The following is a 24,538-nucleotide window of genomic DNA, read 5'->3' as shown; positions in this document are numbered from 1 at the left end:
AGGAGGCTGTATATATCTACAGCCATTATAGCAAGCTGGTCAGTGAATCCAACCGCGAAATTTCTAGATGGGGGATAACTCGTGCTGAACTCGCCGTGATCAGGTTCTGTTGACGATCATTGATCCAGCAGGCTTGAAAACCTGCCACCAGCGCGCCTTGGACATCAGTAATCAGGTCGTCACCAACATGTAAAATGGTATTAGCGGCTAGGCGTAAATGCTGCTCGGCAATCTGATAAAGGTCGCCGCAAGGCTTTGCTTTGCCGTCTGGCCCCGCCCGTAGCACTAGCGTAAAATACTGGGCGATGCCCAACTGCTCAGCATCCGCATTACCATTAGTGATGGCCACTAACGGGATTTTAGCTGCCAGTTCAGCCAATACTCGGTGGGTCATTTCAGGAATATGCGCCGCGCTGCGCCACTGATGGAAAACGGTCATCACCTCTGCGGCCCCAGCCTGTGCCTGATCAAGGCTCATTCCTACACGTTGGATCAAGCTGACTAAGGTTGCCTGACGCCACGCCGTAACATCATGAACTATCTCTGGGCGTTGCTGTTCAACCAACAGCCGTACACGGTCATAGTCTTGCGGCGTGATGTTGGCCAAACGGGGATGCCACGCTTGCAGTGCCTGATGCGTTTTTTCAACAGTAGTGAGAATAACTTGTCGATTATCGTAAAGCGTATCATCCAAGTCGAATGTTATTGCCTGTGGGCGATTGATCGGTCGATAAAAGCGCATTAGGTTTTACCTCGTTTAGCACGGGGATGGGCGGCATCATAGACCGAGGCAAGATGCTGAAAGTCTAAATGAGTATAGATCTGCGTTGTCGAGAGATTCGCATGACCTAAAAGCTCTTGCACGGCGCGCAAATCTCCGCTTGATTCTAACATATGTGTGGCAAAAGAGTGGCGCAGCTTATGCGGATGAACATGGGTAGTAATGCCTTGTAAGACGCCCCACTGTGCGAACCGTTTTTGGACATTACGCGTCGAAATACGTTTACCTTGTTGCGAGACAAAGACTGCATTATCTTCTGGCAGAAAGAGTTCACGCATCTCGAGCCAACGCACCAACCACTCGACCGCCGTCTTACCGATAGGTAATCGCCGCTCTTTACTTCCTTTCCCCATGACCCACACTTCCCCCGATTCGAGCTCAAGGTGCTGGCAATCTATATTTACCAATTCGGAAAGACGCAGCCCCCCGCCGTACATCACTTCGAGCATGGCGCGATCGCGAACCGATAGCGGATCATTCAGATCAATGGACAGTAACTGATTGATGGAATCGACATCGATATTTTTGGGTAAAGGCCGGCCCGCCCGAGGGGTGGCTATTCCTTTGGCTGGATTAGCCACTAACAGCCCCTGTGACACTTGCCAATCGAGAAAGCTGCGTAATGAGGAGAGCCTTAAGGCAAGACTTGAGGCTTTCAAACCTGCTCGCCGCGAGGCTGCCGCCATTGACCGAATGAGTACCGGGGTAAGCTGCGACCAAGCGCTCAGGGATGCCGCAGTAAAAAATTCACAGATTACCTGTAACTGTCGCTGATAGTTGGAGATCGTCAAGGGGCTGAGCTGCCGCTCGACCCGCAAATAGCGTAAATACTCTTCACAGCGTTGAAACAATGCGTCGCCCTCGGCCGTCATGAGCGACTCATCCAACGAGTCAGTAAATGTGGCAGAAATCCTGCGATACAATCCAATAATTCCGTCCCCATGCCTGGGTGATAATGGTCTTTGTTACGGCTACTAAAAATAAGGACGCCCACATCTTGGCCTTTATCCGTGAGCAACGACAGCGCCACGGAGCCGATCGCTTTCGCTTCAGGCATCAATAACAATAGTTCTGGGCCCTGCAGGCGGCCCAGATAGTGGCTCTCTTGGTTAAATCGCTGTAACTGTAACGGCGTAAAAGCATTGCGATCTAACCCCAGATGGTGGAACCCAGAGGGTGCGGCCAACTGCCAGCTATCGTTAAATAAACGAAAGGTTGCGCCCGCCAATCCAAGCCCTCTTGCCCAATAGTGCAAACGACTTTGCAGTTCGGCGAGATCATTGGCTGTCGCGAGATGGGATTGCAAATGGAGTAGTTGACCAAACAAATGCTGGTTCGCTTGTGCTTGTTCCATTAATAACGTGATTTCTTGCTCTAAATTTGCAATGTGTTGGCGTTGACGGGCCAACTGCCATTCAACCAAAGACACACTACCTTTTACCGGATGAGGGATAATCATCTGTTCAACTTGACGCGCATTATGAATAAAGAAATCAGGGTGCTCGCGTAAATATTCGCTCACACGCTCATCATCTAGCGGTTGACTCGGTAAGGTCGTCTGTTCTTGGTGAGTGGTCATAAGTGAATAAATCCATCATAAACGTGAGTGGCTGGCCCGGTCATAAACAGCGGCGTTCCCGGTCCCTGCCAGGCAATATGCAGGGTACCACCCGGGAGATCAACCCGAACATTCTGACTCAGCAAACCTTGTTGAATACCACTCGCGACTGCCGCACACGCGCCGCTACCGCAGGCTTGTGTTTCTCCTGCGCCACGCTCGTAGACACGTAATCGGATATGTTCGCGATTGACGACTTCCATAAACCCGACATTCACCCGTTCTGGAAAGCGCTCGTAGCTTTCTAGAATGGGGCCCAGTACTTCAACCTCCGCCGTGGCGGTGGCTTGTACTTGGATCACACAATGGGGATTCCCCATAGAGACCGCGCCAAACATCACCGTTCTCTCTTCAACCCGTAGCAGGTAAAGACTTTCAGCTTTATTGGCTCTAAACGGTACCTCTGCCGGTTCAAACTTGGGTTCCCCCATATTGACCTGCACCAACTCGTCGCGGTTAACGGTTAGCACCATCTGGCCCGCTTGTGTGCTCACCCGAATACTATTTTTGTTAGTCAGCCCTTTTAGCCGAACGAAACGGGCAAAACAGCGCGCCCCATTTCCACACTGCGCCACTTCACTGCCATCAGCATTATAAATGCGGTAGTGGAAATCGAGATCGGGGTCATAGGGTGGCTCTACCACCAATAATTGATCGAAACCAATCCCTAAATGGCGATCGGCTAAGCGTCGTATCAGTTCTGGAGAAAAAAACACATTCTGAGTAACGGCATCAACCACCATGAAATCGTTACCTAGGCCATGCATTTTAGAAAACTGCATGCTTCACCCCATTGCCATGTTGGCTAACTATAAGTTATCGGATTTTTTGTTCGATTTTTTGAAAACACCTTGGTCGTAACCGGTATTTTGGCCCTGTTGCTTACCCGAGCTATCTTTTGGGAAATAGAGAGGACCTTTTAATCCACAGCCTGTTAACGCAATAACGGCAATAAACAGAGTATATTTAGCCACAGCATTCTTCATTGTTATTTACTCACTTAACTTTCTATTCTACGTATCATCGCAGTTGAAACGGGAAAAGCAACAGAAAATAGTGGAATTGGCGGATGAGCCCCTTCGCTCGCTAAATCTCGGATGACCCATTGTTAAGCAATCGTTATACTAGTCAAAAAGAGGAGCGAGCATGAACGACAGCGAATTTCATCAACAAGCAGACCAACTATTATTAACTATCGAAGAACGCTTAGACGAACACGATGGCGATGCGGATATTGATTACGAAACTCATGGCAATGTGATGACCCTGAGTTTCGAAAATGGCACCAAAATAATTATCAATCGACAAGAGCCATTACATCAAGTCTGGTTAGCCACTAAGGCGGGGGGGTATCATTTTTCTTTAGAAGAAGGGAAATGGGTATGCGACCGTACTGGCAATGAGTTTTGGGCATTACTGGCCGAGGCCTGTACGGTGCAAGCAGGCGAACCTGTTTCGTTTTGATCCTAAGGACGATAAGGGGATCGCGGAAGAATGTTTTGACCGAGTTGCGGGGAGACTCTCTCCGTGACTTCATCCTGGCTTGGGGAATGGAAGTTGATGATCGTTGAGCGTCCCTGATGTTCCACTACTTGATAAAACTGCGGCAAATTAAAATTGATGGAGGATGTCCCGAAAGTTAGACGGTCGTGAGACGATGAATAAAATCGGCACACATCACGCATCAGTTCCTCTTTACTCCCTTCACAGTGCTGATAGACCTCTGCATGATTCTGTTCATCGAGTACATAGATACTGAAGCTTTCGGCGGGAGGATGGTCTTCGAAGAAGAACTGGATAATGCCTTCACTGGCATAATTTTTGACTACCGTGGGAAGATTCGCCTGTTTCGAGTCCATCTGAATCGACAAGCCTTGTAACTTATTATTGGAAATTGCGCCATAAAACTCGACCGCATTTTTGAGTTTCTGAACGGATACTCCCATCCGCTCAAAGAATAATCCCCAGGTATCACTTGCCAGTTTCAAGGCTTTAAATCGTCCGGTTTCTTGGCGATTACTGGAAAGACGTAAATCGATGCACTCTGAAACCAACTGTAAAACCCGAGTCCGGATCAGTGCACGTAAATGCGGACTGTAACAAAATACCTCGACCGCCTCCGGTGGGAGTGCTTCTTGATGCATCTTACCTAAGATGGTCTTCAAGGCTTCAATCATCGCTGATTCACCTTCGAAATGCAGCGTTCTTACCTCGTTCCACGAGTTCCGATAGAGAAGATCCACGCTGCCAATTAAACACTGCTGCTGCTGACCGAAGCTAAAAACATCCATCTTACGAAAATCAAATAATACAACTTGATCACGTAATGCCTGGGTCGGGTCAGACTCTACGTTCACCATCAACGCCAAATGTCGAATCTCACAGGGGCTGTATAGCGCTTTGGGCGTCGGGGCGGGCAAGCGAATCGGGAAATGTGTAGCAATATCGTGAACGAGCTCTTGCAGGCGAGGCAGATCACACAGACTGGTTCCTTTGATATGGAGATGGGTCTTTTCAGTAAACAAGCCATTAAACCATGCCCACGCCACGAGTTTATTTAAATAACGGTTATATTCGAGGGGTTGGTGGCTAATGATCGCATTCATCTCCGGGGCCTGATTATACAGATACCATCCACGGCGGTTCGCACGCCCTTCGGCCACATAAATAAAAGTGAGATGGTCTTCTGAGAGATCGGGAGAGATTTGCGGGTTAAGTAGCGCTACTTTGCCGGGTAATGCCTCAAATGCTGCATAAAGCTTACGCGTAAGAACGCCAATGTCTTGTGGGCTAGCACTCACACTAAGATTATTACGGCGAGCAAAACGGATCAGATTTCGATAACTTTGCATCATCGCATCGAGCAACTCGTTATGGGCGACACGAACCTGTTCTATTTTCCACTGTGCACGCCCATCAAGTTGGGTGAGGAGGTCGCTCCCCCATCCCCAGCGCATCACCAATTGTGCCAGAATTTCTCGTCGCCAAGGCGTCAGCTCGCCATCGCTCTCTGACGTCAATTTTTCAGAAACTTTCAAGTAAAAACAGCGGCGAACTAAATCCAGCCGAGCGGTATCATTGATGGCTTCTAAATAGGCGGTCACGCGTTCAAGCATCATACAATAAGGATCGAGACCAAAATGAATGATCTCCCCATCGTGTAAACACTGCTTAATTTCTGTCGCTAACAGGCGCGTATTCGGATACTCCCAGCTATAAGCTTCCAATAATACGGTTTTCAGCACGGCCTTATAGGGGGAGTCAATGCTTTTATACAGTTGCCACAGGCTTGCGCCGAAATACTCTTCCGCAGACAGCGCTCCTAAACCGCCGAGGTCGATCCACTCGTTCGGCACGAGCGCACCTTTGGCATAAAGCTCCATCACATACTCGTCGTAATGCGCTTCATGCTCACTGGGGACCATATTCCACAGAATACGTTTACCCGCCAAGCGGACTGCACTTCGGTAAAACTCATCCAGCAACAGAATATGTTGGGTGCTGCCACAATCCTCTTTGCCTAGCGCCCCGCTCTCGTTCATCCGAAAACGGTTTTCATCAATCAGAAAGAAGCTGATCTCGACCCCCTGCTTTTTGCACCACAGCTGGAGCTGATGACATTTATTTTGCAGGGCCTGGCGCTCCGCACCATCTAACCAAGATTGGTGACACACCCAAATATCCAGATCAGAGTCGCTGCTCTGACCGATAGAAGAGGTACTGCCCATCGAATAAAGTCCCAGGATGGGGGCATTATCAGGCGGGGGTAGCAGTGTGTAGGCATTGTCTGGAAAAAGTGTCTCGAGCAGCGATAATTGGCTCTCGTCCGGGGTGAAGAAACTTATACCATGCGGAGTACTATGGGAAAGGTAACCCGGCATATCTGGGTGATGATAATGCAATAGCACAGGAAGCAAACTATAGATGTGACGAAACGCCGCGCCCATCGCCACGGTGGCACGATCAGTGCGTAACTGATTAATCGCATCCAATCGTTGTTTCAGTGTCTCTATATAAAGATACAAGGCATCACACCCGAACTCATGGCAAGAAGTTGATAAAAGGTTCCGCGCGGTTTGTGCTGCATTCTCTACCGCGGTCGGTCAATCTAACACTGCCACCCCATCCGGTAAAGCGTGTTAGTGTCTTCACCCTAGCATGTCTGCTTAGCCAGCATTGAACAATCTATGTATTATGGTTAAAAAATAAACGGCATGGGTTTTCATTGGTGGAAAGTGCCACATCCTAGGTTTAAATGTTAGGATAATAGATAAATGTAAAACCATGGTTACGAGTATGACTGACAAGACAATCCGAATTGCCACCCGTAAAAGCCCGCTTGCCCTCTGGCAGGCAGAATATGTGCAGCAACAATTAATCGCTCATCACCCAGGTTTACGTGTTGAGTTAGTCACCATGGTGACAAAAGGCGACATATTGCTGGATAGCCCGCTATCTAAAGTAGGCGGAAAAGGATTGTTTGTTAAGGAGCTCGAATCAGCGATGCTGGAAGGTCGTGCCGATCTTGCTGTCCACTCGATGAAAGATGTTCCGGTCGCATTTCCTGAGGGATTGGGGCTCGCGGCCATCTGTCCACGTGAAAATCCGTTAGATGCCTTTGTCTCTAATGATTACGACAGTATTGATGCGCTACCACAAGGCGCCATCGTCGGCACTTCAAGCCTGCGACGTCAATGCCAGTTAAGCGCACTGCGCCCCGATCTGGTTATTCGTTCATTACGGGGTAACGTAGGGACTCGCTTATCTAAACTGGATGCTGGCGAATACGATGCGATTATTCTCGCCTCAGCAGGACTTATTCGTTTAGGGTTAACCTCCCGGATCCGTTACTCACTGCCTCCGGAAGTTTCTCTGCCCGCAGTTGGGCAAGGTGCGGTAGGAATTGAATGCCGAAATGATGACACTGCATTGCATCAATTATTAGCACCGCTAAACGACTCGACAACGGCGATCTGTGTCAAAGCAGAACGTGCAATGAATACTCGCTTAGAAGGCGGATGCCAAGTTCCCATTGCCAGCTTTGCACTGCTTAACGACGGTAAGTTATGGCTCAGAGGGCTGGTGGGGACACCAGAAGGCGACGTCATCATCGCCGGTGAACGTCATGGTACGACTGAAGAGGCTGAAGCGTTAGGGACCTCGCTAGCCGATGAGCTATTAGCCCGCGGGGCCGGCGATATCCTCCGTAAAGTCTACCAAGGGCAGTAATACGATGAGTATTCTGGTCACTCGGCCTTTTCCTGAAGGACAACAGCTCGTTGAACGGCTGCGCTTGACCGGACGTCAAGCTTGGCATCTCCCCCTCATCGACTTTCTCCCAGGCCGACAATTATCAAAATTCTGTTCACACCTCGCTACGCTCAACCGCGGGGATCGGATAATTGCGGTATCGGCGCGAGCGCTTACTTATGTCGGGCCTTATCTGCAGGCGGCGAATAAGACTTGGCCAGCCGATGTCCATTATTTCGCCATCGGTAAAAACAGTGCCTTGGCGCTACACCACTATTGCCAACAACTCGTTGAGTTTCCAGAGGATTCACTCAGCGAGCAGTTAGTGGATCTGCCACTATTAGAAAATGTCGCGGGTAAAAACTGTGTGATATTACGCGGTAATAATGGCCGAGAGCTGCTCGGAGAAACGTTGCAATCGCGTGGTGCTGACGTTAACTATTTCGAATGTTATCAACGGGTCGCTATAAATTATCATGGCGCAGAGCAGGCTTTTCGCTGGCGACAAAAGGGGATCTCAACCATAATTGTGACAAGTGGTGAGATGTTAAACCTACTCTATGAATTAATTCCCGCCCTAGATCGGAACGAATGGTTACTCCACTGTCGGCTAGTTGTCGTCAGTAAACGTTTGGCAACGCTTGCCACCGACTTCGGTTGGCGGGATATTATTGTTGCCGATGGTGCGGATAACGATGCGTTATTGCGCGCATTACGCTGAAATTAAACTTATGGGATAAACCTCTATGACGGAACACAAAGCCCCCTCCGCCATGCCGGAAGAAGTGAAAGAAGATAATACTGCAACACCTTCTCCGAAGCCTGTTAACACGGCAGGTAATGGTAAAGCACTGGCGAGCCTCGCAATCGTTATTGCGTTAGCGTCAGGCCTAGGTAGCGCCTGGTACATCACGCACACTCATCACGCGCAATCGAGTTCAATTCAAGCGTTGCGCGACCAACTCGCGCAGGCTCAGCAACAAAATGGTAATGGTCAGCAGCAGCTGGCCCAACAGCTTTCCAATACTGAACAAGCGCTAAAAGCATCTCGGTCCCAGCTGCAAGAGAATGAAAAGGATTTACAAGGCCTTCGCGATAAAGTGAATTCACTGACCGGCAATGATGCCAGTGTCTGGTTAGTGTCCCAAGCCGATTACCTGGTGAAGCTTGCGGGAAGAAAATTGTGGAGCGATCAAGACGTCACCACGGCGCTGGCCTTACTTAAAAGTGCTGACCGCAGCCTCGGGCAAATGGATGACCCGAGTATTATCAATGTGCGCCGTGCGCTGAACCAAGATATCTCCACGTTGGCCAATATCAATCAAGTCGATTATGACGGTATCATTCTGCAAGTTAGCCAATTGGCGAATAACGTTGATAACCTGCGTTTAGCCGATGATAGTGACAACGATGCGCCAATGGATAAAGACAGCCATGATATTTCGGGATCGTTAGCCGAATGGCGACATAACTTAATCGCTAGCTGGCACGACTTTATGGATAACTTTATTACTGTTCGTCGTCGGGATAATAGTGCGCAACCTTTATTGGCGCCTAACCAAGATATCTACTTGCGCGAAAACATTCGCTCGCGTCTGCTTATCGCCTCACAAGCTATTCCTCGCCATCAAGAAGATATCTATAAACAATCTCTTGAAGCGGTGTCGACTTGGGTACGGGCCTGGTACAACACAGATGATCCGACAACTAAAGCTTTCTTAGCGCAGATAGATCAACTGTCACAAACCCCTATCGCTATGGATCTTCCCGAGACGCTCTCCAGCCAAGGGTTGATCGATAGATTGATGCAGAATCGCGTCAGAGGCTTAATGAGTAGCCCAAGCAATAACGAACCACAGCCTGCTCAAGCGCCGGCCACTACGCCGCAACAAGGAGGTTAAGGTGATTAAAGTCTTAGCACTCTTTATTTTGCTGATTGCCGGCATCGTATTAGGCCCCGTTTTCGCTGGCAAGCAAGGCTACGTACTGATCCAAACCTCAGAATGGAATATCGAAACCTCCGTGACAGGATTAGTGATAATCCTTTTAGTGGCGCTGATCGTTATTCTGCTGATTGAGTGGGTGATACGCCGCCTCTTTAGAACCGGCTCCCGTGCCCGCCGCTGGTTTACTGGCAGAAAACACCGCCTGGCGCAGAAACATACCAATACGGCATTGATTAAATTAGCAGAGGGCGATTACCAGCAAGTTGAAAAACTGATGACAAAGAATGCTGACCATTCTGATACGCCTGTCGCCAACTATTTGCTCGCCGCAGAAGCGGCCCAACAACGGGGCGATGAGATCCGCGCGAATCAACACCTTGAGCGGGCATCAGAGCTCAGTACGGATAATCAAATACCTGTAGAAATCACGCGCGCAAGGATCCTCTTAGCACGTGAAGAGAATCATGCTGCCCGCCACACCATTGATCGTTTACTGGATGTTGCGCCCCGCCACCCTGAAGTACTGCGCTTGGCACAAACAGCGTATTTACGTACTGGTGCATGGTCAGCCTTACTGGATATATTGCCTTCGCTTGAGAAAGACCAATTGGTGACTAAAGAGGAAGCAGAGACGCTAACGCAGAAAGCTTGGTTAGGCCTTATAGAGCAAGCTATGGCATCTGGCGGTAGCGAGGGCTTGAAACAATGGTGGGGCCATCAGACACGTAAAACACGCCAAGACTCGCGTTTACAGGCCGCAATGGTGACACACTTAATTGAGTGTGACGATCATGAGATGGCACAGGTTATCGCGATGGATGGGCTTAAACGACACTATAACGAAAGGTTAGTGCTCGCAATTCCAAAGATCAAAACGGCGAACAGCGAAGACTCCGAGAAATTAGTCCGTCAACTGATCAAACAGCATGGGTCGACGCCATTACTTGAAAGTACTCTGGGGCAATTGTTGATGCGTCGAGGCGAATGGCAGCAGGCTGAAGAGGCATTTAAAGCGGCCTTAGCACAACGCCCCGATAGTTTTGATTACGCTTGGTTAGGGGATGTCTACGACAAAATGCGCCGTCCAGAAGAAGCCGCAAAAATGCGTCGTGAAGGACTCCATTTAACGCTAAAAAAATATCCCGACCAGTAACTTACCCTTCTCTTCGGCGGCTGTTCGCAGTCGCCCTCTCCCAACGCTTATTGCTATGATCACCAAACCATGATGTCATCAGGTTTCCCCTACCTTTAGGCGTTACCGTTATGAAATCGCGTTTTGAACAAATCAATGTCTTTGCAACACATTCCTTGAAAGGTAATCCTTTGGCGGTCGTACATTGCCAAGAGGAAGACTATTCCACAGAGACTATGCAGGCGTTAGCACGTTGGACCCAGCTCAGTGAAACCGTCTTTATCACCCCTGCGACAGAGGGCGATGCGGACTATAAGGTGCGCATTTTCACGCCCGCCGAAGAACTTCCTTTTGCTGGACATCCAACATTAGGGGCCTGCCACAGTTGGTTGAATGGGCGTAAACAGGCCGTGGTCCATCAGCAATCCGCGATGGGTATTGTTGAGATCCGCCAAGAGGGCAACCAATTATTTTTCGAAGCTCCCCCCTTAGTGGTGCAACGCCCTTTCTCCACGGTAGAACAACAACAGCTTATCGCCTCCACTGGACTGCTTCCCGAAGCCATCACCGCCACCAAGGTATTGAGCAATGGTCCGGTATGGCACTGCGTTAAGGTGGATTCGGTGGAAACACTCCTCAGCATCACGCCAGATTATTCAGCGATGGGCGATCTCAAATTAGGGCTATGCAGCCTGAACCCGGAGGGAGAGGGTTTGGTGGTGCGTGCCTTAGTTGGGGTTGAAGCCACTGAAGACCCCGTGACGGGAAGCTTACAAGCCGTATTAGCGCAATGGTTGATTGAAACCGGAGAGCTGCCTGAACAGTATCACGCTCAACAAGGTGCATGTGTCGGCGCAGAAGGAGAAATAACGATTAAAAAAAGAGACGGGAAAATCTATGTGGGTGGGCACTCAACTAGGGTAATCAGTGGCGACATCACACTGCCGACAGATTGAAACCCACAAAAACAAAAAACCCCGCGTTAGCGGGGTTTCTTTAAATTTGGTCGGCGAGAGAGGATTCGAACCTCCGACCCACTGGTCCCAAACCAGTTGCGCTACCAAGCTGCGCTACTCGCCGAAATACTGCGTTACTACTTTTTGTTTTTATCTGGTGCGAGGGGGGGGACTTGAACCCCCACGTCCGTTAGGACACTAACACCTGAAGCTAGCGCGTCTACCAATTCCGCCACCGTCGCTCATCAGATAAAAATTGGGGTGGCTAATGGGACTCGAACCCACGACAACTGGAATCACAATCCAGGGCTCTACCAACTGAGCTATAGCCACCACCCCTAACTTCTTACTACCACTGATATTAACACATCAGCCTAACGCGGTAAAACACCACCGCAGCTCGACACCTAAAAAACTGGTGCGCCCGACAGGATTCGAACCTGAGACCTCTGCCTCCGGAGGGCAGCGCTCTATCCAGCTGAGCTACGGGCGCTTAGCGCCGTTGCGGATGCGGATATTACGGTAGTGTTGCCTAGCTGTCTAGTGGTTTTTTAAATTAAATTATCGTTTGATTGCGCTTTGTTCACTTTGTATGAAGTTTCGGCAATTTACCCTCTTTTTGGCCTTAAAGCTCCCCACGCCAGTGATAACCTTGATACTTTAACAACTTTAACTGTCGCTTTAATCGAGAAGGTTGCTTAATCAGTCTATACAGCCACTCAAGACCCAATTTCTGCCAAAGCAGTGGCGCTCGCTTCACTTTACCGATAAAGACGTCATAGGTACCCCCTACTCCCATATACAGCGCATCAGGGTATCCCTCATAACAACGCTGAATAAATAGCTCCTGTCGTGGAGACCCCATCGCCACGGTAACCACTTTAGCCTGACTCGCTTTAATCCGTTGGATAAGCGACTCGACCTCAGCTTCCGTAAAATAACCATCTTGTTGGCCTACAATCGGCACCTGCCATTGTTGCTTAAGTTTATTGGTGGCCTGCGCCAACACATCGGGCTGACTTCCGACCAAATAAACGGGGACGGATAATGCGCCAGCACGTTGCATTAAGGACTGCCATAAATCTGCACCCGCGATACGGGTAACTTGGCTACTGGGGTACTTTTTGCGGATGGAACGGACGATACTGATACCATCGGGATAATTGATCCCCCCGCTAGTCAGGATTTGATGCAGTAGTTGATTATGTTCTGCCGTTAAAATTTTTTCAGCATTCAATGCAATCAGACGTCCAGTATGCACCTGCAGAGCATCCGGCAGCAGGAAATCGGTAAACGCTTGCATAGAGGGGAAGCCATATACCGGGATCTGACGAATAGTAAAACTTGGCAACGTTATCGGACGGTTACTCACAGATATCCTTTTGTTTTGAGTAGAAGGGACTGACGGAAGGCACTGACGTTGCCCCGACCCGCTGTTTGACGAGCCCTGCGCGTTGTAAAAACCAAAATAAGAGTTTAGTCACCACCAGACACAGCAGAAAAATAATCGCGAAAAAAACCACTCGTGAGCCGAAAGCATCCAGCCCTTCACGAGCTAAGACAATCATATTAAACACCGCCCCAAAACAGAAGCTGTTGATCAACGCTGCGGTATAGCGATTCGGCTCTTGCCGAGCGCGATAATAGAGGCTATCGAAGCCTTTAATAATAAGGCCGACTAACAATGCGCCAGGCACCAGTGTCCCTACGCCCCCCATGATGAGCAACGAACCGATCAACGTCGGAGATATCGCTAACCCTGAATGGTTGTCCAAAATCTGCCAAGTAAAATAATTTGCGCTATTTAAGATTGCCGAGGGTCGTTCCGGCCACAACCAACTTGGGATAAAGACATAAAAGTCTCGCCACATCGGTGCGGGTCCTTGGAAGTCGAGCTGCGAGTAATGACTAAAGATCAGCCCAAGATTTTCCCAAGGCGAAAACGTATCACGCGTCAGATAGAGAAAGGTATACCAAGCTTCTGGGCCAGTAACGTTCAGGTTATAGCGCTGCAACGCTAACCAAAACATTCCTACAATCGACATCGCCCCAGCACCGAGTAACATCGATAACGTAATCCACCCACGGCTAATACCAATAAATAAAAATAGCGCAAACGCGATGATGATATTGGCACGCGTTCCACCTACTACCATGTAAGTGATCAGACCGAAGGTCACGGTCATCACAAGAAATACGCACCACTGCCGTAACGTGGGCTTAAGGAAATACACCACCAACATGCCAGGGATAAAAAAGTAAAAGAAGCGTTTTAAGGCAACGCCCGATACTTGGCTGGAAAAAATTTGGCTATAGGAGGTCAGTCGAAAAAGTAATAACCCATTGTGCGCAAAAAAGATCCCTAGACTCACCAGCGCAACCAGTACTAACAATCCTGAGAATAGATGAGTCTCTAAGCGGGTCATCGTAAAAAAGCCGGTAACGGGTGCTACAGGCTTACGGGTTAATCGGACCTTATACGTCACATAATAGAGGGCATAAAACCCTGTTGCCGATAATAAGGCTTGCAACAGATAGAGAGGATCAACCACCGGCTCCTGAAAACCAAAGACTAATATTGAGGTAAGAGGAAACCCAAAATAGAACGTCAGTACAAAGAGTAATGAAAAGAACAGATGAAAATTAAAGCGCTCGCGACGGAATTCCTTCACCATTACCGTTAGGACAAAGCAAAGCGAAAGCACATATACCAAGGCTAAGCCTATAAACTGCCCACCCGTCATGATAACTCCATCTCTTCTAATCGCTGCAAACTATCACGCCAGCCCTGTATATAGCCGGGTGAGAAAAACTCAATCGTCGTTTTATCGTGATGGGTTAACTGTTGACGGGCACGCTGAATAATCTTTCGATCAAGCGAGTCTTCATCAAATAAGACCGGTAATTGTTGTTCAGCAAGATCACGCCAAAACGGGTTTTTTCGGCTGATAACGAACGGAATATTTTTATCAATCAATAAGCTGAGCGTACCAATTCCTTGTTGCCGTGCAAAGATGAAGTAACCCAGATGACAACGATCAACCACCTTCAAATAGGCATCGAACATTAACTTTTCCGTTAAGATCTCAACCTGTACTAACGGAAAGAGCTGTGAAGCATGTGAATTTACCCTCGCAATATACTCGTCATTATTGTCGGGATAGCCCATGGGAATGATCACCTTAACTTCTTGGCCAAAGCGCTGTGCTATCTGCGTCAAGGCCTGGCAGTGCCGGTTGGTCGGATCACCCGAGTTACCCAATAAGATGGTCAAGGGCTGGGTTGTAGCCTCCACAACCGGCGTTTGCGGTGTTGTCGCCATTTTGGTCGGGAAATAGAGTTTATGACCCGTTACCTTTGGGTATTTTTGCTGATAAACACTGAGATCGCCCAAGGTGGCATAAACCGCTGCGACGCGTCCTTGCGCGCGACGTCTTAGAATATAAAAAAGCCGAAATTTTAGCGACCGTGACGCTTCATATAAATCAGCCCCCCAGATATGCCAATGTAACTGGTGCCTTCTTATCCGCCCGCTGAGTAACGCCAACCATAGGTAAGGATTAAATTGGCCATGACAAAAAAATAGCGTTTGTCGATTTTTAGCGAGATCGGTGACCACTTTCGCCAATTGCTTTTTCGACGTCACACAGTCAATTGATAGGTTCGGATACTGCTCAGCCAGTGCGATATCCTGAGTGACCACAATAAACTTCCTCGCTTGTGAGCAGGGAACTTCAGTGGTTAATACCTCATTAAAAAAGGCTAACAACGTCTTGTTGTGATGAGGGATATCGGCCCCCAATACATGAATAATCGCCATTATTTTCGATACCAATAAAAAAATGCTGCAACAACCAACAGTAAATAACAGCTATAAGTGATGCTATACGCTTGCACTGCCCCTAATACGCCGTTCTCAGCAATGAGCCAATGACTGGTGGCCAATAATAAACAAAATTGTGTGATTTCTGTCAGGATATAGGCACGTAAACTGCCTCGTGCGATCACCAGATAACCAAACACATAAGCGGCCACTTTGCAGATATCACCGGGAAGCTGCCAAGCAAAGAGATCGCGCATCGCGATGAATTGGCTGGAGAAGAGGAGAGCAATAACCTGATCGCGTAATAACCAAACGGCAAAACTCAAGACTGTCACGACTGGGATAACGCGAAGGAGTGTCCGGCGAATCTCTGTGGCAATTGCCTTCTTTTCCTGCAAACGACTTAGCGCGGGAAGTAACCACACACTAAAGGTAGCCGTTATAAACTGTAAGTAAGCATCGGAAACACTCGCAACACCCTGCCAAAGCCCCACCGCTTGCCAATCATCATAATCTGCCAGCTGATGGCGCATCACGACCCATGCAAGGGGTAATGTGACCGCGGTAATCCCGGTCATAAGCGTATACTTTAGTAAGCGGCCAGCCATCTCGGTATTCCAGCCTAAACGCAGCGGCCCCAATCGCTCCGGTGTCGAGCGTTGATAGAAATAGGCTGCAGGCAATAACGCAATAGCGGGCACCACGGCTAATCCCACCAAGGCTCCTGTATAGCCACCTAAAGACCAACACACCAAGTAACCCGGCACAGCAAGAAGACACCCCCCCATAATAATCATGGCATTGCTTCGTGCGTCCTTAATCCCCTTCAATTTTGCCTGTAAGAGGTTTGCCCAACCTATACCACACTGCAAGAAAGCGAGATAACGAATGACCTGAGCATAGTCATGATGGCCAAAGAGCCCTTGACTGATAGGCTCAGCGAACAGTAAAAAAACTAAAGCAATCAGCATACCCGCGCCTAACACTAGGGTCGAGGCGGTAGCAGAAAGCTGGCGCAACGGGTGGGAGGAGTCTTGATATTCCGCCACATAACGCGTTACGCCGTTAAAGATACCCGCCCCCGCCATCACACTGAGTACGGTAATTAATTGCCGATAATTACTTGCAAGCCCAATACCTTCCGGCCCGTAAGTGACAGCCAGTAACTTTATAATCACCAAGCCGCAAAGGATCTTGGTGAGGGTTGAAGTCGCGGTCCAGATGGAGGCTCGAGCAAAAGACATTAGGAAAAGAAACTCAGCAGCGACCCTATAACAATTTTTTGCTGGTTATCAGTCAAATTGTAATACATAGGTAACCGAACTAAACGCTCACTCTCGACGGTTGTGTAGCAATCTTCGCCACTAAACTCACCGAATTGTAAGCCTGCGGGTGAACTGTGCAGAGGGATATAGTGGAAAACACTGAGGATCTCTGCTTCTTTTAACCACGTGATGAGATGATCACGATCCTCTTGGTCGCGCAATTTAAGATAGAACATATGGGCATTATGCTGACAATCCGCCGGTAGCGTGGGTAAGGTGAACCGTCCCTGATCGGCTAAAGGGGATAACGCATCATAGTAATTTTGCCATAGCGCCAAGCGCCGCTGATTAATAAGGTCTGCGTTTTCTAATTGCGCCCAGAGATAAGCCGCTTGCAAGTCAGACATCAGATAACTGGATCCCAAATCTCGCCAAGTGTATTTGTCGACTTGTCCACGGAAAAATTGGCTACGATTCGTCCCTTTCTCGCGAATAACCTCCGCCCGCTCGATTAACGTCGGATCGTTAATTAATGTCGCGCCACCTTCTCCACCTGCCGTATAGTTTTTGGTTTCATGGAAACTAAAGCAGCCGATATGACCAATCGATCCCAATGATTGTCCCTTCCAACTGCTCATCACGCCTTGCGCGGCATCTTCAATCACATACAGCTTATATTTGTCCGCCAATGCCATGATTACATCCATCTCACAGGCAACCCCGGCGTAATGCACCGGTACGATGGCGCGCGTTTTCTCAGTAATCGCGGCTTCAATTAAAGTTTCATCGATGTTCATGGTGTCAGGGCGAACATCGACAAAGATAATTTTCGCCCCACGTAAGACAAACGCATTCGCAGTCGAAACAAAGGTATAGCTCGGCATGATCACTTCATCACCTGGCTGAATATTGATCAGCAAGGCCGCCATTTCCAGAGATGCGGTACAGGAAGGTGTCAGTAAGACCTTGGGCACATGGCAACGCTGCTCAAACCATTGTTGTACTCGGCGGGTAAAGCCGCCATCACCACATAATTTGCCGCTTGCCATAGCTGAGTGCATGTAATCGGCTTCACTTCCGGTTACCGGAGGAGCATTAAACGGAATCATCTCTTTTCCTATAGAGCCAATAACTCGTAGAGGTTAAACGCGCACCGTGACGCAGGTAGAGACGCATCGCGGATAAATTACTAAGTTGGGTCGTGATATGCAGTTCCTTCAGCCCTTTGCTACGCGCCCAATCGGCGGCGGCAAGTAGCAACAGCTGGCCTACCCCCGCCCCTTGGTGAGTACTCGCCACCCCTAATAACCCAATCCGGGCAATCCGCTCAGTGTGACGTAAACTCACAAAACCGGACACAGCGCCCTGCTCATCGAGGCTGATTAGACATTGATCATCAAAGGTCCCTTGCACCGCATTTTCAATCCATTGTGCATAAAACTGTTGGGTTAAGGAGTGGTTAAACCATGGCGCGCGAAAACGACTGCCTGTAAACAGGCTACCTGCCAGGTGACGCAGTGCGTCGATATGGCCCGGACGAGCAATACGAATATCTGGTTGCCGCGTTGTCTCAGTGATGGCGATGACCAGTTCAGCCTCCCCTTCCACCAATGCAAAGCCTTGGCCTGTCAAGGTATCTAATGATTGATAGTCTGTACTGGGCACCTTGGCCTGAACCATATCCCAGTCAGCACACTCCTCTACGCTAAGGCGATCGAGTTGAGCAAGGTCGACCTTCCCCACTCGCTGAGAGAAAAAAGCACTTTCCCATGCCAAGAGGTTGATAGTCATCTCAGTTACGCCAAGCCCCACGCGTATCGATCACAAAGTCAGTCGTGAATTGTGACTTATCGAGTGCTTTAAAGACCTTATGGTCGGTCAGGAGAACGAGAATATCTGCACGGTGTATGGCTTCATCCATACCGACCAGAGCAGCTTTATCAGTAAATGTATGAGGTAATAGGCGAATATGCGGCTCGACTAACAGCGTCTCTCCTTGGTGCCAGTCACAAATCAACGTCGCAACCTGCATCGCGGGGCTTTCCCGTAGATCATCGATATCCGGTTTAAAGGCCAGACCAAAGCAAGCAATTTTTATATCAGCCGCTGTCTTACCATTCGCCATCAGGCAATCTGCGACCGCTTTTTTGACCTGGTTGAGCACCCAAAAGGGTTTACTGTCATTCACCTCACGGGCCGTACGGATTAACCGAGCTAATTCGGGAGTCTGCGACACAATAAACCACGGGTCGACCGCAATGCAGTGCCCACCCACGCCCGGGCCGGGTTGTAAAATATTCACGCGAGGATGGTGGTTCGCGAGTTGAATCAGCTCCCACACATCGATGTCCAGTGCATGGCAGATTAAAGAGAGCTCATTAGCGAACGCAATATTTACATCACGAAAACTGTTCTCAGTAAGCTTACACATTTCAGCGGTACGCGCATTGGTTGTCACGCACTCACCCTGCAAAAATAACTGATAAAGCTGACTCGCCTGAACCGAACATTCAGGGGTAATTCCCCCGACCACACGATCATTACTGACTAATTCGGCCATCACTTTACCAGGCAGTACACGCTCAGGGCAGTAAGCAATGGCAATATTCGGCTGGTCGCTGTGTCCGGGAACGTGAAGTTCCGGACGCAGTTCGGCGATCCAGGTGGCCACTTGTTCGGTTGCGCCGACAGGTGAGGTGGATTCTAGAATAACTAAATCACCCGCTTTCAGCTGTGACGCGATGGCGAGCGTCGCACTCTTGACATAGCTAAGGTCTGGCTGATGATCCGCCTCAAACGGCGTCGGTACCGTAATCAAAAAAGCCTCTGCAGGCTCTGGGGTTAAGGTCGCCCTTAAACGTCCTACCGCAACATTTCGCGCCACCACGTCGGCCAATTCGGGTTCAACGATATGGATTTCACCACGATTAATGGTCTCGACCGCCACTGGATTGATATCAACACCTATGACTTGGCACCCCGCATCGGCCAGAATCGCGGCGGTAGGTAATCCTATATATCCAAGACCAAAAATGGAGACTGTTTTAATGTGCATGCTCAACCCATGAGTGTTTAATAAATTCGACAATTTTCTGACAACTTTGACCGGTGCCGTAGGGGTTCTTCACCTGACTCATTGCTTGCCACGCCTGTTCATCATCAAGCAGTCGTGACGCTTCCTTAACAATGGTTTCGCTCTCGGTTCCCACTAAGCGCACGCTTCCTGCTTCAACCGCCTCTGGACGCTCGGTGGTCTCGCGCATCACCAACACCGGCTTACCGAGTGACGGTGCCTCCTCCTGGATGCCGCCAGAGTCGGTGAGGACTAAATAGGCGCGATTCATCAACCATACAAAAGGTAAATACTCTTTCGGCTGAATAAGATGAATATTTTCAACACCCTGTAATAAGCGTTCGACTGGCTCACGAACATTGGGGTTCATGTGCACAGGATAAACAATATCGACTTGGGGATAACGTTTTGCTAACGCAACCAGTGCCTGACAGATACGCTCAAATCCGCCCCCAAAACTCTCCCGTCGATGTCCAGTGACAAGGATCATCCGACGCCCATGCATTAAATACGGGAATTCCGCTGCAAGGCGCTGATCTAATGCCTTATCGCCGACGATTTTATCGCGTACCCATAATAACGCGTCAATAACGGTGTTTCCGGTGACAGTAATAGCGCTTTCTCGAATATTCTCCGCGACTAGGTTACGCATTGCATGCTCAGTTGGCGCGAAGTGCCAGTGAGCTAAGTGAGTGGCAACTTTACGGTTACCCTCCTCAGGCCAAGGGGAAAAAAGGTTACCGGTGCGCAAGCCCGCCTCAATATGCCCGACTTTTATTTGATGATAATAGGCGGCTAAGCTCACGGCTAACGTTGTGGTGGTATCACCATGGATGAGGACTAGATCGGGTTTGTAATCTTTGAAAATATCAGCCATCCCCACCAAGATGCGACTCGTAATGTCGCTAAGCGATTGGCCGGGCTGCATAATATTTAAATCAAAATCAGGAACCAGTTGAAAGACATGCAGCACTTGGTCAAGCATTTCACGATGTTGTGCGGTAACACAGAGTCGAGACTCGATTTCCTTGGTGTTCTGTAACGCTTGCACCAGAGGCGCCATCTTAATTGCTTCAGGTCGAGTACCAAAGACTGTTAATACCTTCACGCTTTCCTATTCCTTTTTCTTTACACGCTGAGTGAGGGCAATACCTGCACCAATAATGACGCCAACTAGGCCCCACATCACCATCAGTAAGGGCAAACGTGGGCTTTGTCGACTAATGGGCGGCTCTGGTGATTGCAACATTGTCCAGCTCGTAAAAGGCTTAAGAGAGGTCGGGCCGCTTTGCAGTGCTGCTAATCGGGCTTGATCACGCAGTAGACTATCGGAAGCCACCGGCCCCGTTTGCTCGACAACGTTAATGGCCGCTTTGGTTTGATTATCGTCAGACTGCGCCGCTTCATTTTTGAGTTGCTTGACGTGTTGGTCATAAGCCGCTTGCGCGACCGATTTTTCAAAAGCAATCTGTTGTTCAATCTTAGTCATTTCAGATTGCCAAGCCGCTGATAATTGCTGTTGGACTTGATCCATAACCTGCTGGTCAGTGAACGCAAGATAGCGCTTGAGCAGTTGACTACTGCTTGCCGCACTCTCTGCGGTCAGACTTAGGGTATCAACCGTTCCGTGCAGCTTATCCCCCGCGGCGAATTGAATGCTTGCCACTCGTCGGTCTAGTCGCGTTGGCGTCATGGATTCAGCCTTATCGGCCCTTCCTTGTTCCAACCAAAATCGACGACGGTTATCGACAGAGGCGAGCTGCTGTAAAAAAGTTTGGTATACCGCATCCAATACTGTCTCCACATCCGCGTTATCGGTTGTCGACGCGGGATCAGAATAGGTACTGAGTTGATTTAATTTCGAGAGTTCTTGGTAGTAGTGCGTCACTTTCGACAAATCTGGGCGACTAAATTGTGCTACTGACAGCCATTTTTGCGTGGCAAACATCGTGTAAGCCCACGCAAGCAGAACCCCTAAGATCAGGCCTAGACCGATCCATTTCTTACCGCGCCATAAACGCTGCACACAGCTTTCCACATCGAGCTCATTATCAATAGAAGAATGCATGATTTAATCCTGTGTTTGTCCATCACGCGCTTTACGGCGTAACTGCCATGCGCGTTTATTACGACGAATACGTCGGGCCACACGCCAGGCGTGCTTTAAACAGTATCCATAAACGAAGAAGGCCATGAGAAACAGTACCATCATGAACCATTCTGGAATAAAGCTGAAAAATTCGCCCAACATACCAATTCCCGCCAAGATCGCTGACGCGAGGGTAATGAGAACAAAGGCTTGGCGAGAAGTGAAGCCGGCACGCATGATCAGGTGGTGGATATGCTGGCGGTCTGCGGTGAAGGGGCTTTGCCCCTTACGTAAGCGACGATACATGATGGCAACCATGTCCATAAGCGGAATAGCAATTAACCACAACGCTGTCACGGGGCGGAGGGGGTGATATTGCCCTTGGCTCGCCTCCAATAATATCCAAATAACGGTAAAACCAATCATTGTACTGCCTGCATCACCCATAAAGACTTTATAGCGCCGTCCAAGCATACCGAGGTTGAGTAAGATATAGGGAATAATTGCTGCTATCATGGCGAAACACCAGAAGGCCAGACTAGGCTGACCTTGGTTATAAAGAATTAATCCTAATGCCCCAAAGGTGACACAGGAGAGCCCGCCCAATAGTCCATCAATACCATCGACCATATTGAAGGCATTTATCGCGGCCCACACTGCAAAGAGGGTAATGACATAACCAAAGGGACCGACACGCAGTTCGATCGGACCAATAATAAACCCCAAGGAATGCAGATAAAGATTGGCGACAGACATCATCACTATCGCGATGACGGCTTGTACTACTGCTCTGATTTTGACGCTTATATCGAATCTGTCATCAATCACCCCGACCAACACCAATACCCCAGCACAGGTGAGGTATAACATATCATTCGGCTGATAGTAATTGGTGATCAAGAAACCAAAGCATACCCCCGCAAACACGGAGATGCCTCCCACTAGCGGTACTGTTCCCTGATGGCGTTTTCGAAAATTAGGCTTATCAACTAATCCCACTTTTTTAGCCACTTTGCGAGCTAAGAAAACAAAGACAAGGGAAAAGAGAAATGTCAGTCCTAATTCAACACTCATATTGAGCATATTCACATTCAAGCTCTCTATCGTAACACTTGCGAAGTAAATCCATTTCAGATTGTTAATGCTATATGCATTAAAAAAAAAACGCCACGTAAACACGTGACGTTTGTTAACTTTACAATAAATCTGAGCTTAACGCGCGGTTAGGCTTCTCAGAATTAGGAACGTTTCATCATATCAAAGAATTCGTCGTTGGTTTTGGTCATCGCCAACTTATTGATGAGGAATTCCATCGCATCAATTTCACCCATTGGGTGGATAATTTTACGCAAGATCCACATTTTTTGAAGTTCTTCAGAAGAGGTAAGCAGTTCCTCTTTACGTGTACCGGAGCGGTTGTAATCGATCGCAGGGAATACACGCTTCTCGGCGATTTTACGCGAAAGATGTAATTCCATGTTGCCGGTACCTTTAAACTCTTCGTAGATAACTTCATCCATTTTCGAGCCAGTATCGACCAGGGCGGTAGCAATAATGGTCAAGCTGCCGCCTTCTTCAACGTTACGCGCAGCACCAAAGAAACGCTTAGGACGGTGTAATGCGTTGGCATCGACACCCCCTGTCAGGACTTTACCGGAGGCAGGGACAACGGTGTTGTACGCACGCGCCAAACGAGTAATGGAATCGAGCAGGATGATGACGTCTTTTTTATGCTCGACTAAGCGTTTAGCTTTTTCAATCACCATTTCAGCGACCTGAACGTGACGAGAAGCTGGCTCATCAAAGGTAGAAGCAATCACTTCACCTTTAACCAAACGTTGCATTTCAGTCACTTCTTCAGGACGCTCGTCAATCAACAGGACCATTAAGACACAGTCAGGGTGATTGTAAGCAATGCTTTGTGCGATGTTTTGCAACAGCATCGTTTTACCCGCTTTAGGCGGTGCAACGATCAGGCCACGCTGACCACGCCCAATTGGCGAGGCTAAATCTAATACACGTGCAGTAAGATCTTCAGTTGAGCCATTTCCCCGCTCCATGCGTAAGCGATTGTTTGCATGAAGAGGCGTCAGGTTTTCAAATAAGATTTTATTACGGGCGTTCTCAGGTTTATCGAAGTTAACTTCATTGACTTTCAGCAGGGCAAAATAGCGCTCACCTTCTTTCGGTGGACGGATTTTACCGGCAACGGAGTCACCTGTTCTTAAGTTAAAGCGTCGAATTTGGCTTGGAGAAACGTAGATATCATCGGGACCGGCGAGGTAGGAACTGTCTGCAGAGCGGAGGAAACCAAATCCATCCTGCAGTATCTCCAGCACACCATCACCGAAGATGTCTTCGCCACTTTTCGCATGCTGTTTCAATATTGCGAAAATAATATCTTGTTTGCGCATGCGCGCGAGGTTTTCTAACCCCATATTTTCACCCAGTGAAATTAATTCAGACACTGGTGTATTTTTTAATTCGGTAAGATTCATAGTGATGGGTTCTTGACTTGGGGTACTTCTTGAAATGTTAGTCATGAGTGGTCGGAAACGTCCCACGCCTGTTTTAGGTAATATCGTTTAGGTTTCAGCCCTAGTCT

The 24,538-nt window shown here is 48.8% G+C and carries 23 protein-coding genes and 4 tRNA genes; 6 read left to right on the top strand and 21 right to left on the bottom strand.

Annotated elements, in window-relative coordinates; genetic code table 11:
- Positions 1–25: 25 nt before the first annotated feature.
- Genes yigB through lptM form a run of 5 tightly spaced genes read right to left on the bottom strand, consistent with a single transcriptional unit; the run spans position 26 to position 3,373 of the window.
- Positions 26–742: a 5-amino-6-(5-phospho-D-ribitylamino)uracil phosphatase YigB gene (yigB, locus tag BMX14_RS10820; RefSeq protein WP_092676699.1), complete on the bottom strand. Its 717-nt coding sequence runs from the start codon at positions 740–742 to the stop codon at positions 26–28.
- A complete protein-coding gene (xerC, locus tag BMX14_RS10815) occupies positions 742–1,653 on the bottom strand; it encodes a tyrosine recombinase XerC (protein ID WP_092676697.1) in 912 nt (303 codons plus the stop codon). The genes yigB and xerC overlap by 1 nt, the downstream gene beginning before the upstream one ends.
- The gene (locus BMX14_RS10810; RefSeq protein WP_092676695.1) at positions 1,650–2,360 is read right to left on the bottom strand and encodes a DUF484 domain-containing protein; all 711 of its coding nucleotides are present in this window, start codon (positions 2,358–2,360) and stop codon (positions 1,650–1,652) included. The genes xerC and BMX14_RS10810 overlap by 4 nt, the downstream gene beginning before the upstream one ends.
- On the bottom strand, positions 2,357–3,181 hold the full coding sequence (dapF, locus tag BMX14_RS10805; protein WP_092676693.1) for a diaminopimelate epimerase: 825 nt from the start codon (positions 3,179–3,181) through the stop codon (positions 2,357–2,359). Before dapF ends, BMX14_RS10810 begins: the two co-directional genes overlap by 4 nt.
- 27 nt (positions 3,182–3,208) lie before the next feature.
- Entirely contained in the window at positions 3,209–3,373 is a 165-nt protein-coding gene (lptM, locus tag BMX14_RS10800; protein ID WP_168174345.1) for an LPS translocon maturation chaperone LptM, read from the bottom strand.
- Between the two features lie 172 nt (positions 3,374–3,545).
- Here lptM and cyaY point away from each other — a divergent pair, with 172 nt between their 5' ends.
- A complete protein-coding gene (gene cyaY / locus BMX14_RS10795; protein WP_092676690.1) occupies positions 3,546–3,863 on the top strand; it encodes an iron donor protein CyaY in 318 nt (105 codons plus the stop codon).
- 2 nt (positions 3,864–3,865) lie between these two features.
- Here the strand turns inward: cyaY and BMX14_RS10790 are convergent, their stop codons facing one another.
- Positions 3,866–6,424, bottom strand: a complete 2,559-nt coding sequence (locus BMX14_RS10790; protein WP_092676688.1) for a class I adenylate cyclase — start codon at positions 6,422–6,424, stop codon at positions 3,866–3,868.
- A 271-nt stretch (positions 6,425–6,695) separates the two neighbouring features.
- Here BMX14_RS10790 and hemC point away from each other — a divergent pair, with 271 nt between their 5' ends.
- The 5 genes from hemC to BMX14_RS10765 all read left to right on the top strand — a co-directional run bounded on the left by hemC (position 6,696) and on the right by BMX14_RS10765 (position 11,683).
- Positions 6,696–7,628: a hydroxymethylbilane synthase gene (gene hemC / locus BMX14_RS10785; RefSeq protein ID WP_092676686.1), complete on the top strand. Its 933-nt coding sequence runs from the start codon at positions 6,696–6,698 to the stop codon at positions 7,626–7,628.
- A 4-nt stretch (positions 7,629–7,632) separates the two neighbouring features.
- Positions 7,633–8,370 (top strand): uroporphyrinogen-III synthase, encoded by a 738-nt coding sequence (gene hemD, locus BMX14_RS10780; protein WP_092676685.1) that lies wholly within the window; start codon positions 7,633–7,635, stop codon positions 8,368–8,370.
- Between the two features lie 25 nt (positions 8,371–8,395).
- The gene (gene hemX / locus BMX14_RS10775) at positions 8,396–9,550 is read left to right on the top strand and encodes a uroporphyrinogen-III C-methyltransferase (RefSeq protein WP_092676683.1); all 1,155 of its coding nucleotides are present in this window, start codon (positions 8,396–8,398) and stop codon (positions 9,548–9,550) included.
- A 1-nt stretch (position 9,551) separates the two neighbouring features.
- A complete protein-coding gene (gene hemY / locus BMX14_RS10770) occupies positions 9,552–10,748 on the top strand; it encodes a protoheme IX biogenesis protein HemY (RefSeq protein ID WP_092676681.1) in 1,197 nt (398 codons plus the stop codon).
- A gap of 110 nt (positions 10,749–10,858) precedes the next feature.
- Complete coding sequence (locus tag BMX14_RS10765) at positions 10,859–11,683, top strand: PhzF family phenazine biosynthesis protein (protein ID WP_092676679.1); 825 nt, start codon at positions 10,859–10,861, stop codon at positions 11,681–11,683.
- Positions 11,684–11,730: 47 nt separating this feature from the next.
- On the opposite strand, the gene BMX14_RS10760 is transcribed toward BMX14_RS10765, so the two are convergent.
- The 15 genes from BMX14_RS10760 to rho all read right to left on the bottom strand — a co-directional run bounded on the left by BMX14_RS10760 (position 11,731) and on the right by rho (position 24,431).
- Positions 11,731–11,807, bottom strand: a tRNA-Pro gene (locus BMX14_RS10760).
- Between the two features lie 31 nt (positions 11,808–11,838).
- Positions 11,839–11,925 (bottom strand) — tRNA-Leu (locus BMX14_RS10755).
- Positions 11,926–11,940: 15 nt separating this feature from the next.
- Positions 11,941–12,016 (bottom strand) — tRNA-His (locus tag BMX14_RS10750).
- An 83-nt stretch (positions 12,017–12,099) separates the two neighbouring features.
- Positions 12,100–12,176, bottom strand: a tRNA-Arg gene (locus BMX14_RS10745).
- A 132-nt stretch (positions 12,177–12,308) separates the two neighbouring features.
- Positions 12,309–13,061 (bottom strand): lipopolysaccharide N-acetylmannosaminouronosyltransferase, encoded by a 753-nt coding sequence (gene wecG / locus BMX14_RS10740; RefSeq protein ID WP_092676677.1) that lies wholly within the window; start codon positions 13,059–13,061, stop codon positions 12,309–12,311.
- Positions 13,048–14,427, bottom strand: coding sequence for an ECA oligosaccharide polymerase (gene wzyE / locus BMX14_RS10735; protein WP_092676675.1), 1,380 nt, complete (start codon positions 14,425–14,427; stop codon positions 13,048–13,050). Before wzyE ends, wecG begins: the two co-directional genes overlap by 14 nt.
- Positions 14,424–15,503, bottom strand: a complete 1,080-nt coding sequence (locus BMX14_RS10730; protein WP_092676674.1) for a TDP-N-acetylfucosamine:lipid II N-acetylfucosaminyltransferase — start codon at positions 15,501–15,503, stop codon at positions 14,424–14,426. Before BMX14_RS10730 ends, wzyE begins: the two co-directional genes overlap by 4 nt.
- A complete protein-coding gene (gene wzxE / locus BMX14_RS10725) occupies positions 15,503–16,750 on the bottom strand; it encodes a lipid III flippase WzxE (RefSeq protein ID WP_092676672.1) in 1,248 nt (415 codons plus the stop codon). The genes BMX14_RS10730 and wzxE overlap by 1 nt, the downstream gene beginning before the upstream one ends.
- Positions 16,750–17,880, bottom strand: a complete 1,131-nt coding sequence (rffA, locus tag BMX14_RS10720; protein ID WP_092676670.1) for a dTDP-4-amino-4,6-dideoxygalactose transaminase — start codon at positions 17,878–17,880, stop codon at positions 16,750–16,752. Before rffA ends, wzxE begins: the two co-directional genes overlap by 1 nt.
- Positions 17,867–18,562, bottom strand: a complete 696-nt coding sequence (gene rffC / locus BMX14_RS10715) for a dTDP-4-amino-4,6-dideoxy-D-galactose acyltransferase (protein ID WP_092676668.1) — start codon at positions 18,560–18,562, stop codon at positions 17,867–17,869. Before rffC ends, rffA begins: the two co-directional genes overlap by 14 nt.
- A 1-nt stretch (position 18,563) precedes the next feature.
- Positions 18,564–19,826, bottom strand: a complete 1,263-nt coding sequence (gene wecC / locus BMX14_RS10710) for a UDP-N-acetyl-D-mannosamine dehydrogenase (protein WP_092676666.1) — start codon at positions 19,824–19,826, stop codon at positions 18,564–18,566.
- Entirely contained in the window at positions 19,816–20,952 is a 1,137-nt protein-coding gene (gene wecB, locus BMX14_RS10705) for a non-hydrolyzing UDP-N-acetylglucosamine 2-epimerase (RefSeq protein WP_092676664.1), read from the bottom strand. The genes wecC and wecB overlap by 11 nt, the downstream gene beginning before the upstream one ends.
- A 6-nt stretch (positions 20,953–20,958) precedes the next feature.
- Complete coding sequence (locus BMX14_RS10700; RefSeq protein WP_092676663.1) at positions 20,959–21,912, bottom strand: Wzz/FepE/Etk N-terminal domain-containing protein; 954 nt, start codon at positions 21,910–21,912, stop codon at positions 20,959–20,961.
- A gap of 3 nt (positions 21,913–21,915) precedes the next feature.
- A complete protein-coding gene (gene wecA / locus BMX14_RS10695; protein ID WP_092676831.1) occupies positions 21,916–23,007 on the bottom strand; it encodes a UDP-N-acetylglucosamine--undecaprenyl-phosphate N-acetylglucosaminephosphotransferase in 1,092 nt (363 codons plus the stop codon).
- 164 nt (positions 23,008–23,171) lie between these two features.
- Positions 23,172–24,431, bottom strand: a complete 1,260-nt coding sequence (rho, locus tag BMX14_RS10690) for a transcription termination factor Rho (protein WP_092676661.1) — start codon at positions 24,429–24,431, stop codon at positions 23,172–23,174.
- Between the last annotated feature and the right edge of the window lie 107 nt (positions 24,432–24,538).

The sequence above is a fragment of the Rosenbergiella nectarea genome (genome assembly GCF_900111105.1).
In the GTDB taxonomy this organism is placed as follows: Bacteria; Pseudomonadota; Gammaproteobacteria; order Enterobacterales; family Enterobacteriaceae; genus Rosenbergiella; species Rosenbergiella nectarea.
Note: the sequence above shows the minus strand (reverse complement) of the source record. Positions and strands in the feature narration are given on the sequence as shown.

Excerpts from the sequence above, each read along its gene's own strand:
- yigB (WP_092676699.1), bottom strand. The coding sequence starts at position 742 with ATGCGCTTTTATCGACCGATCAATCGCCCACAGGCAATAACATTCGAC.
- xerC (WP_092676697.1), bottom strand. The coding sequence starts at position 1,653 with ATGACGGCCGAGGGCGACGCATTGTTTCAACGCTGTGAAGAGTATTTA.
- BMX14_RS10810 (WP_092676695.1), bottom strand. The coding sequence starts at position 2,360 with ATGACCACTCACCAAGAACAGACGACCTTACCGAGTCAACCGCTAGAT.
- dapF (WP_092676693.1), bottom strand. The coding sequence starts at position 3,181 with ATGCAGTTTTCTAAAATGCATGGCCTAGGTAACGATTTCATGGTGGTT.
- cyaY (WP_092676690.1), top strand. The coding sequence starts at position 3,546 with ATGAACGACAGCGAATTTCATCAACAAGCAGACCAACTATTATTAACT.
- hemC (WP_092676686.1), top strand. The coding sequence starts at position 6,696 with ATGACTGACAAGACAATCCGAATTGCCACCCGTAAAAGCCCGCTTGCC.
- hemD (WP_092676685.1), top strand. The coding sequence starts at position 7,633 with ATGAGTATTCTGGTCACTCGGCCTTTTCCTGAAGGACAACAGCTCGTT.
- hemX (WP_092676683.1), top strand. The coding sequence starts at position 8,396 with ATGACGGAACACAAAGCCCCCTCCGCCATGCCGGAAGAAGTGAAAGAA.
- BMX14_RS10765 (WP_092676679.1), top strand. The coding sequence starts at position 10,859 with ATGAAATCGCGTTTTGAACAAATCAATGTCTTTGCAACACATTCCTTG.
- wzyE (WP_092676675.1), bottom strand. The coding sequence starts at position 14,427 with ATGACGGGTGGGCAGTTTATAGGCTTAGCCTTGGTATATGTGCTTTCG.
- BMX14_RS10730 (WP_092676674.1), bottom strand. The coding sequence starts at position 15,503 with ATGGCGATTATTCATGTATTGGGGGCCGATATCCCTCATCACAACAAG.
- wzxE (WP_092676672.1), bottom strand. The coding sequence starts at position 16,750 with ATGTCTTTTGCTCGAGCCTCCATCTGGACCGCGACTTCAACCCTCACC.
- rffA (WP_092676670.1), bottom strand. The coding sequence starts at position 17,880 with ATGATTCCGTTTAATGCTCCTCCGGTAACCGGAAGTGAAGCCGATTAC.
- rffC (WP_092676668.1), bottom strand. The coding sequence starts at position 18,562 with ATGACTATCAACCTCTTGGCATGGGAAAGTGCTTTTTTCTCTCAGCGA.
- wecC (WP_092676666.1), bottom strand. The coding sequence starts at position 19,826 with ATGCACATTAAAACAGTCTCCATTTTTGGTCTTGGATATATAGGATTA.
- BMX14_RS10700 (WP_092676663.1), bottom strand. The coding sequence starts at position 21,912 with ATGCATTCTTCTATTGATAATGAGCTCGATGTGGAAAGCTGTGTGCAG.
- wecA (WP_092676831.1), bottom strand. The coding sequence starts at position 23,007 with ATGAGTGTTGAATTAGGACTGACATTTCTCTTTTCCCTTGTCTTTGTT.
- rho (WP_092676661.1), bottom strand. The coding sequence starts at position 24,431 with ATGAATCTTACCGAATTAAAAAATACACCAGTGTCTGAATTAATTTCA.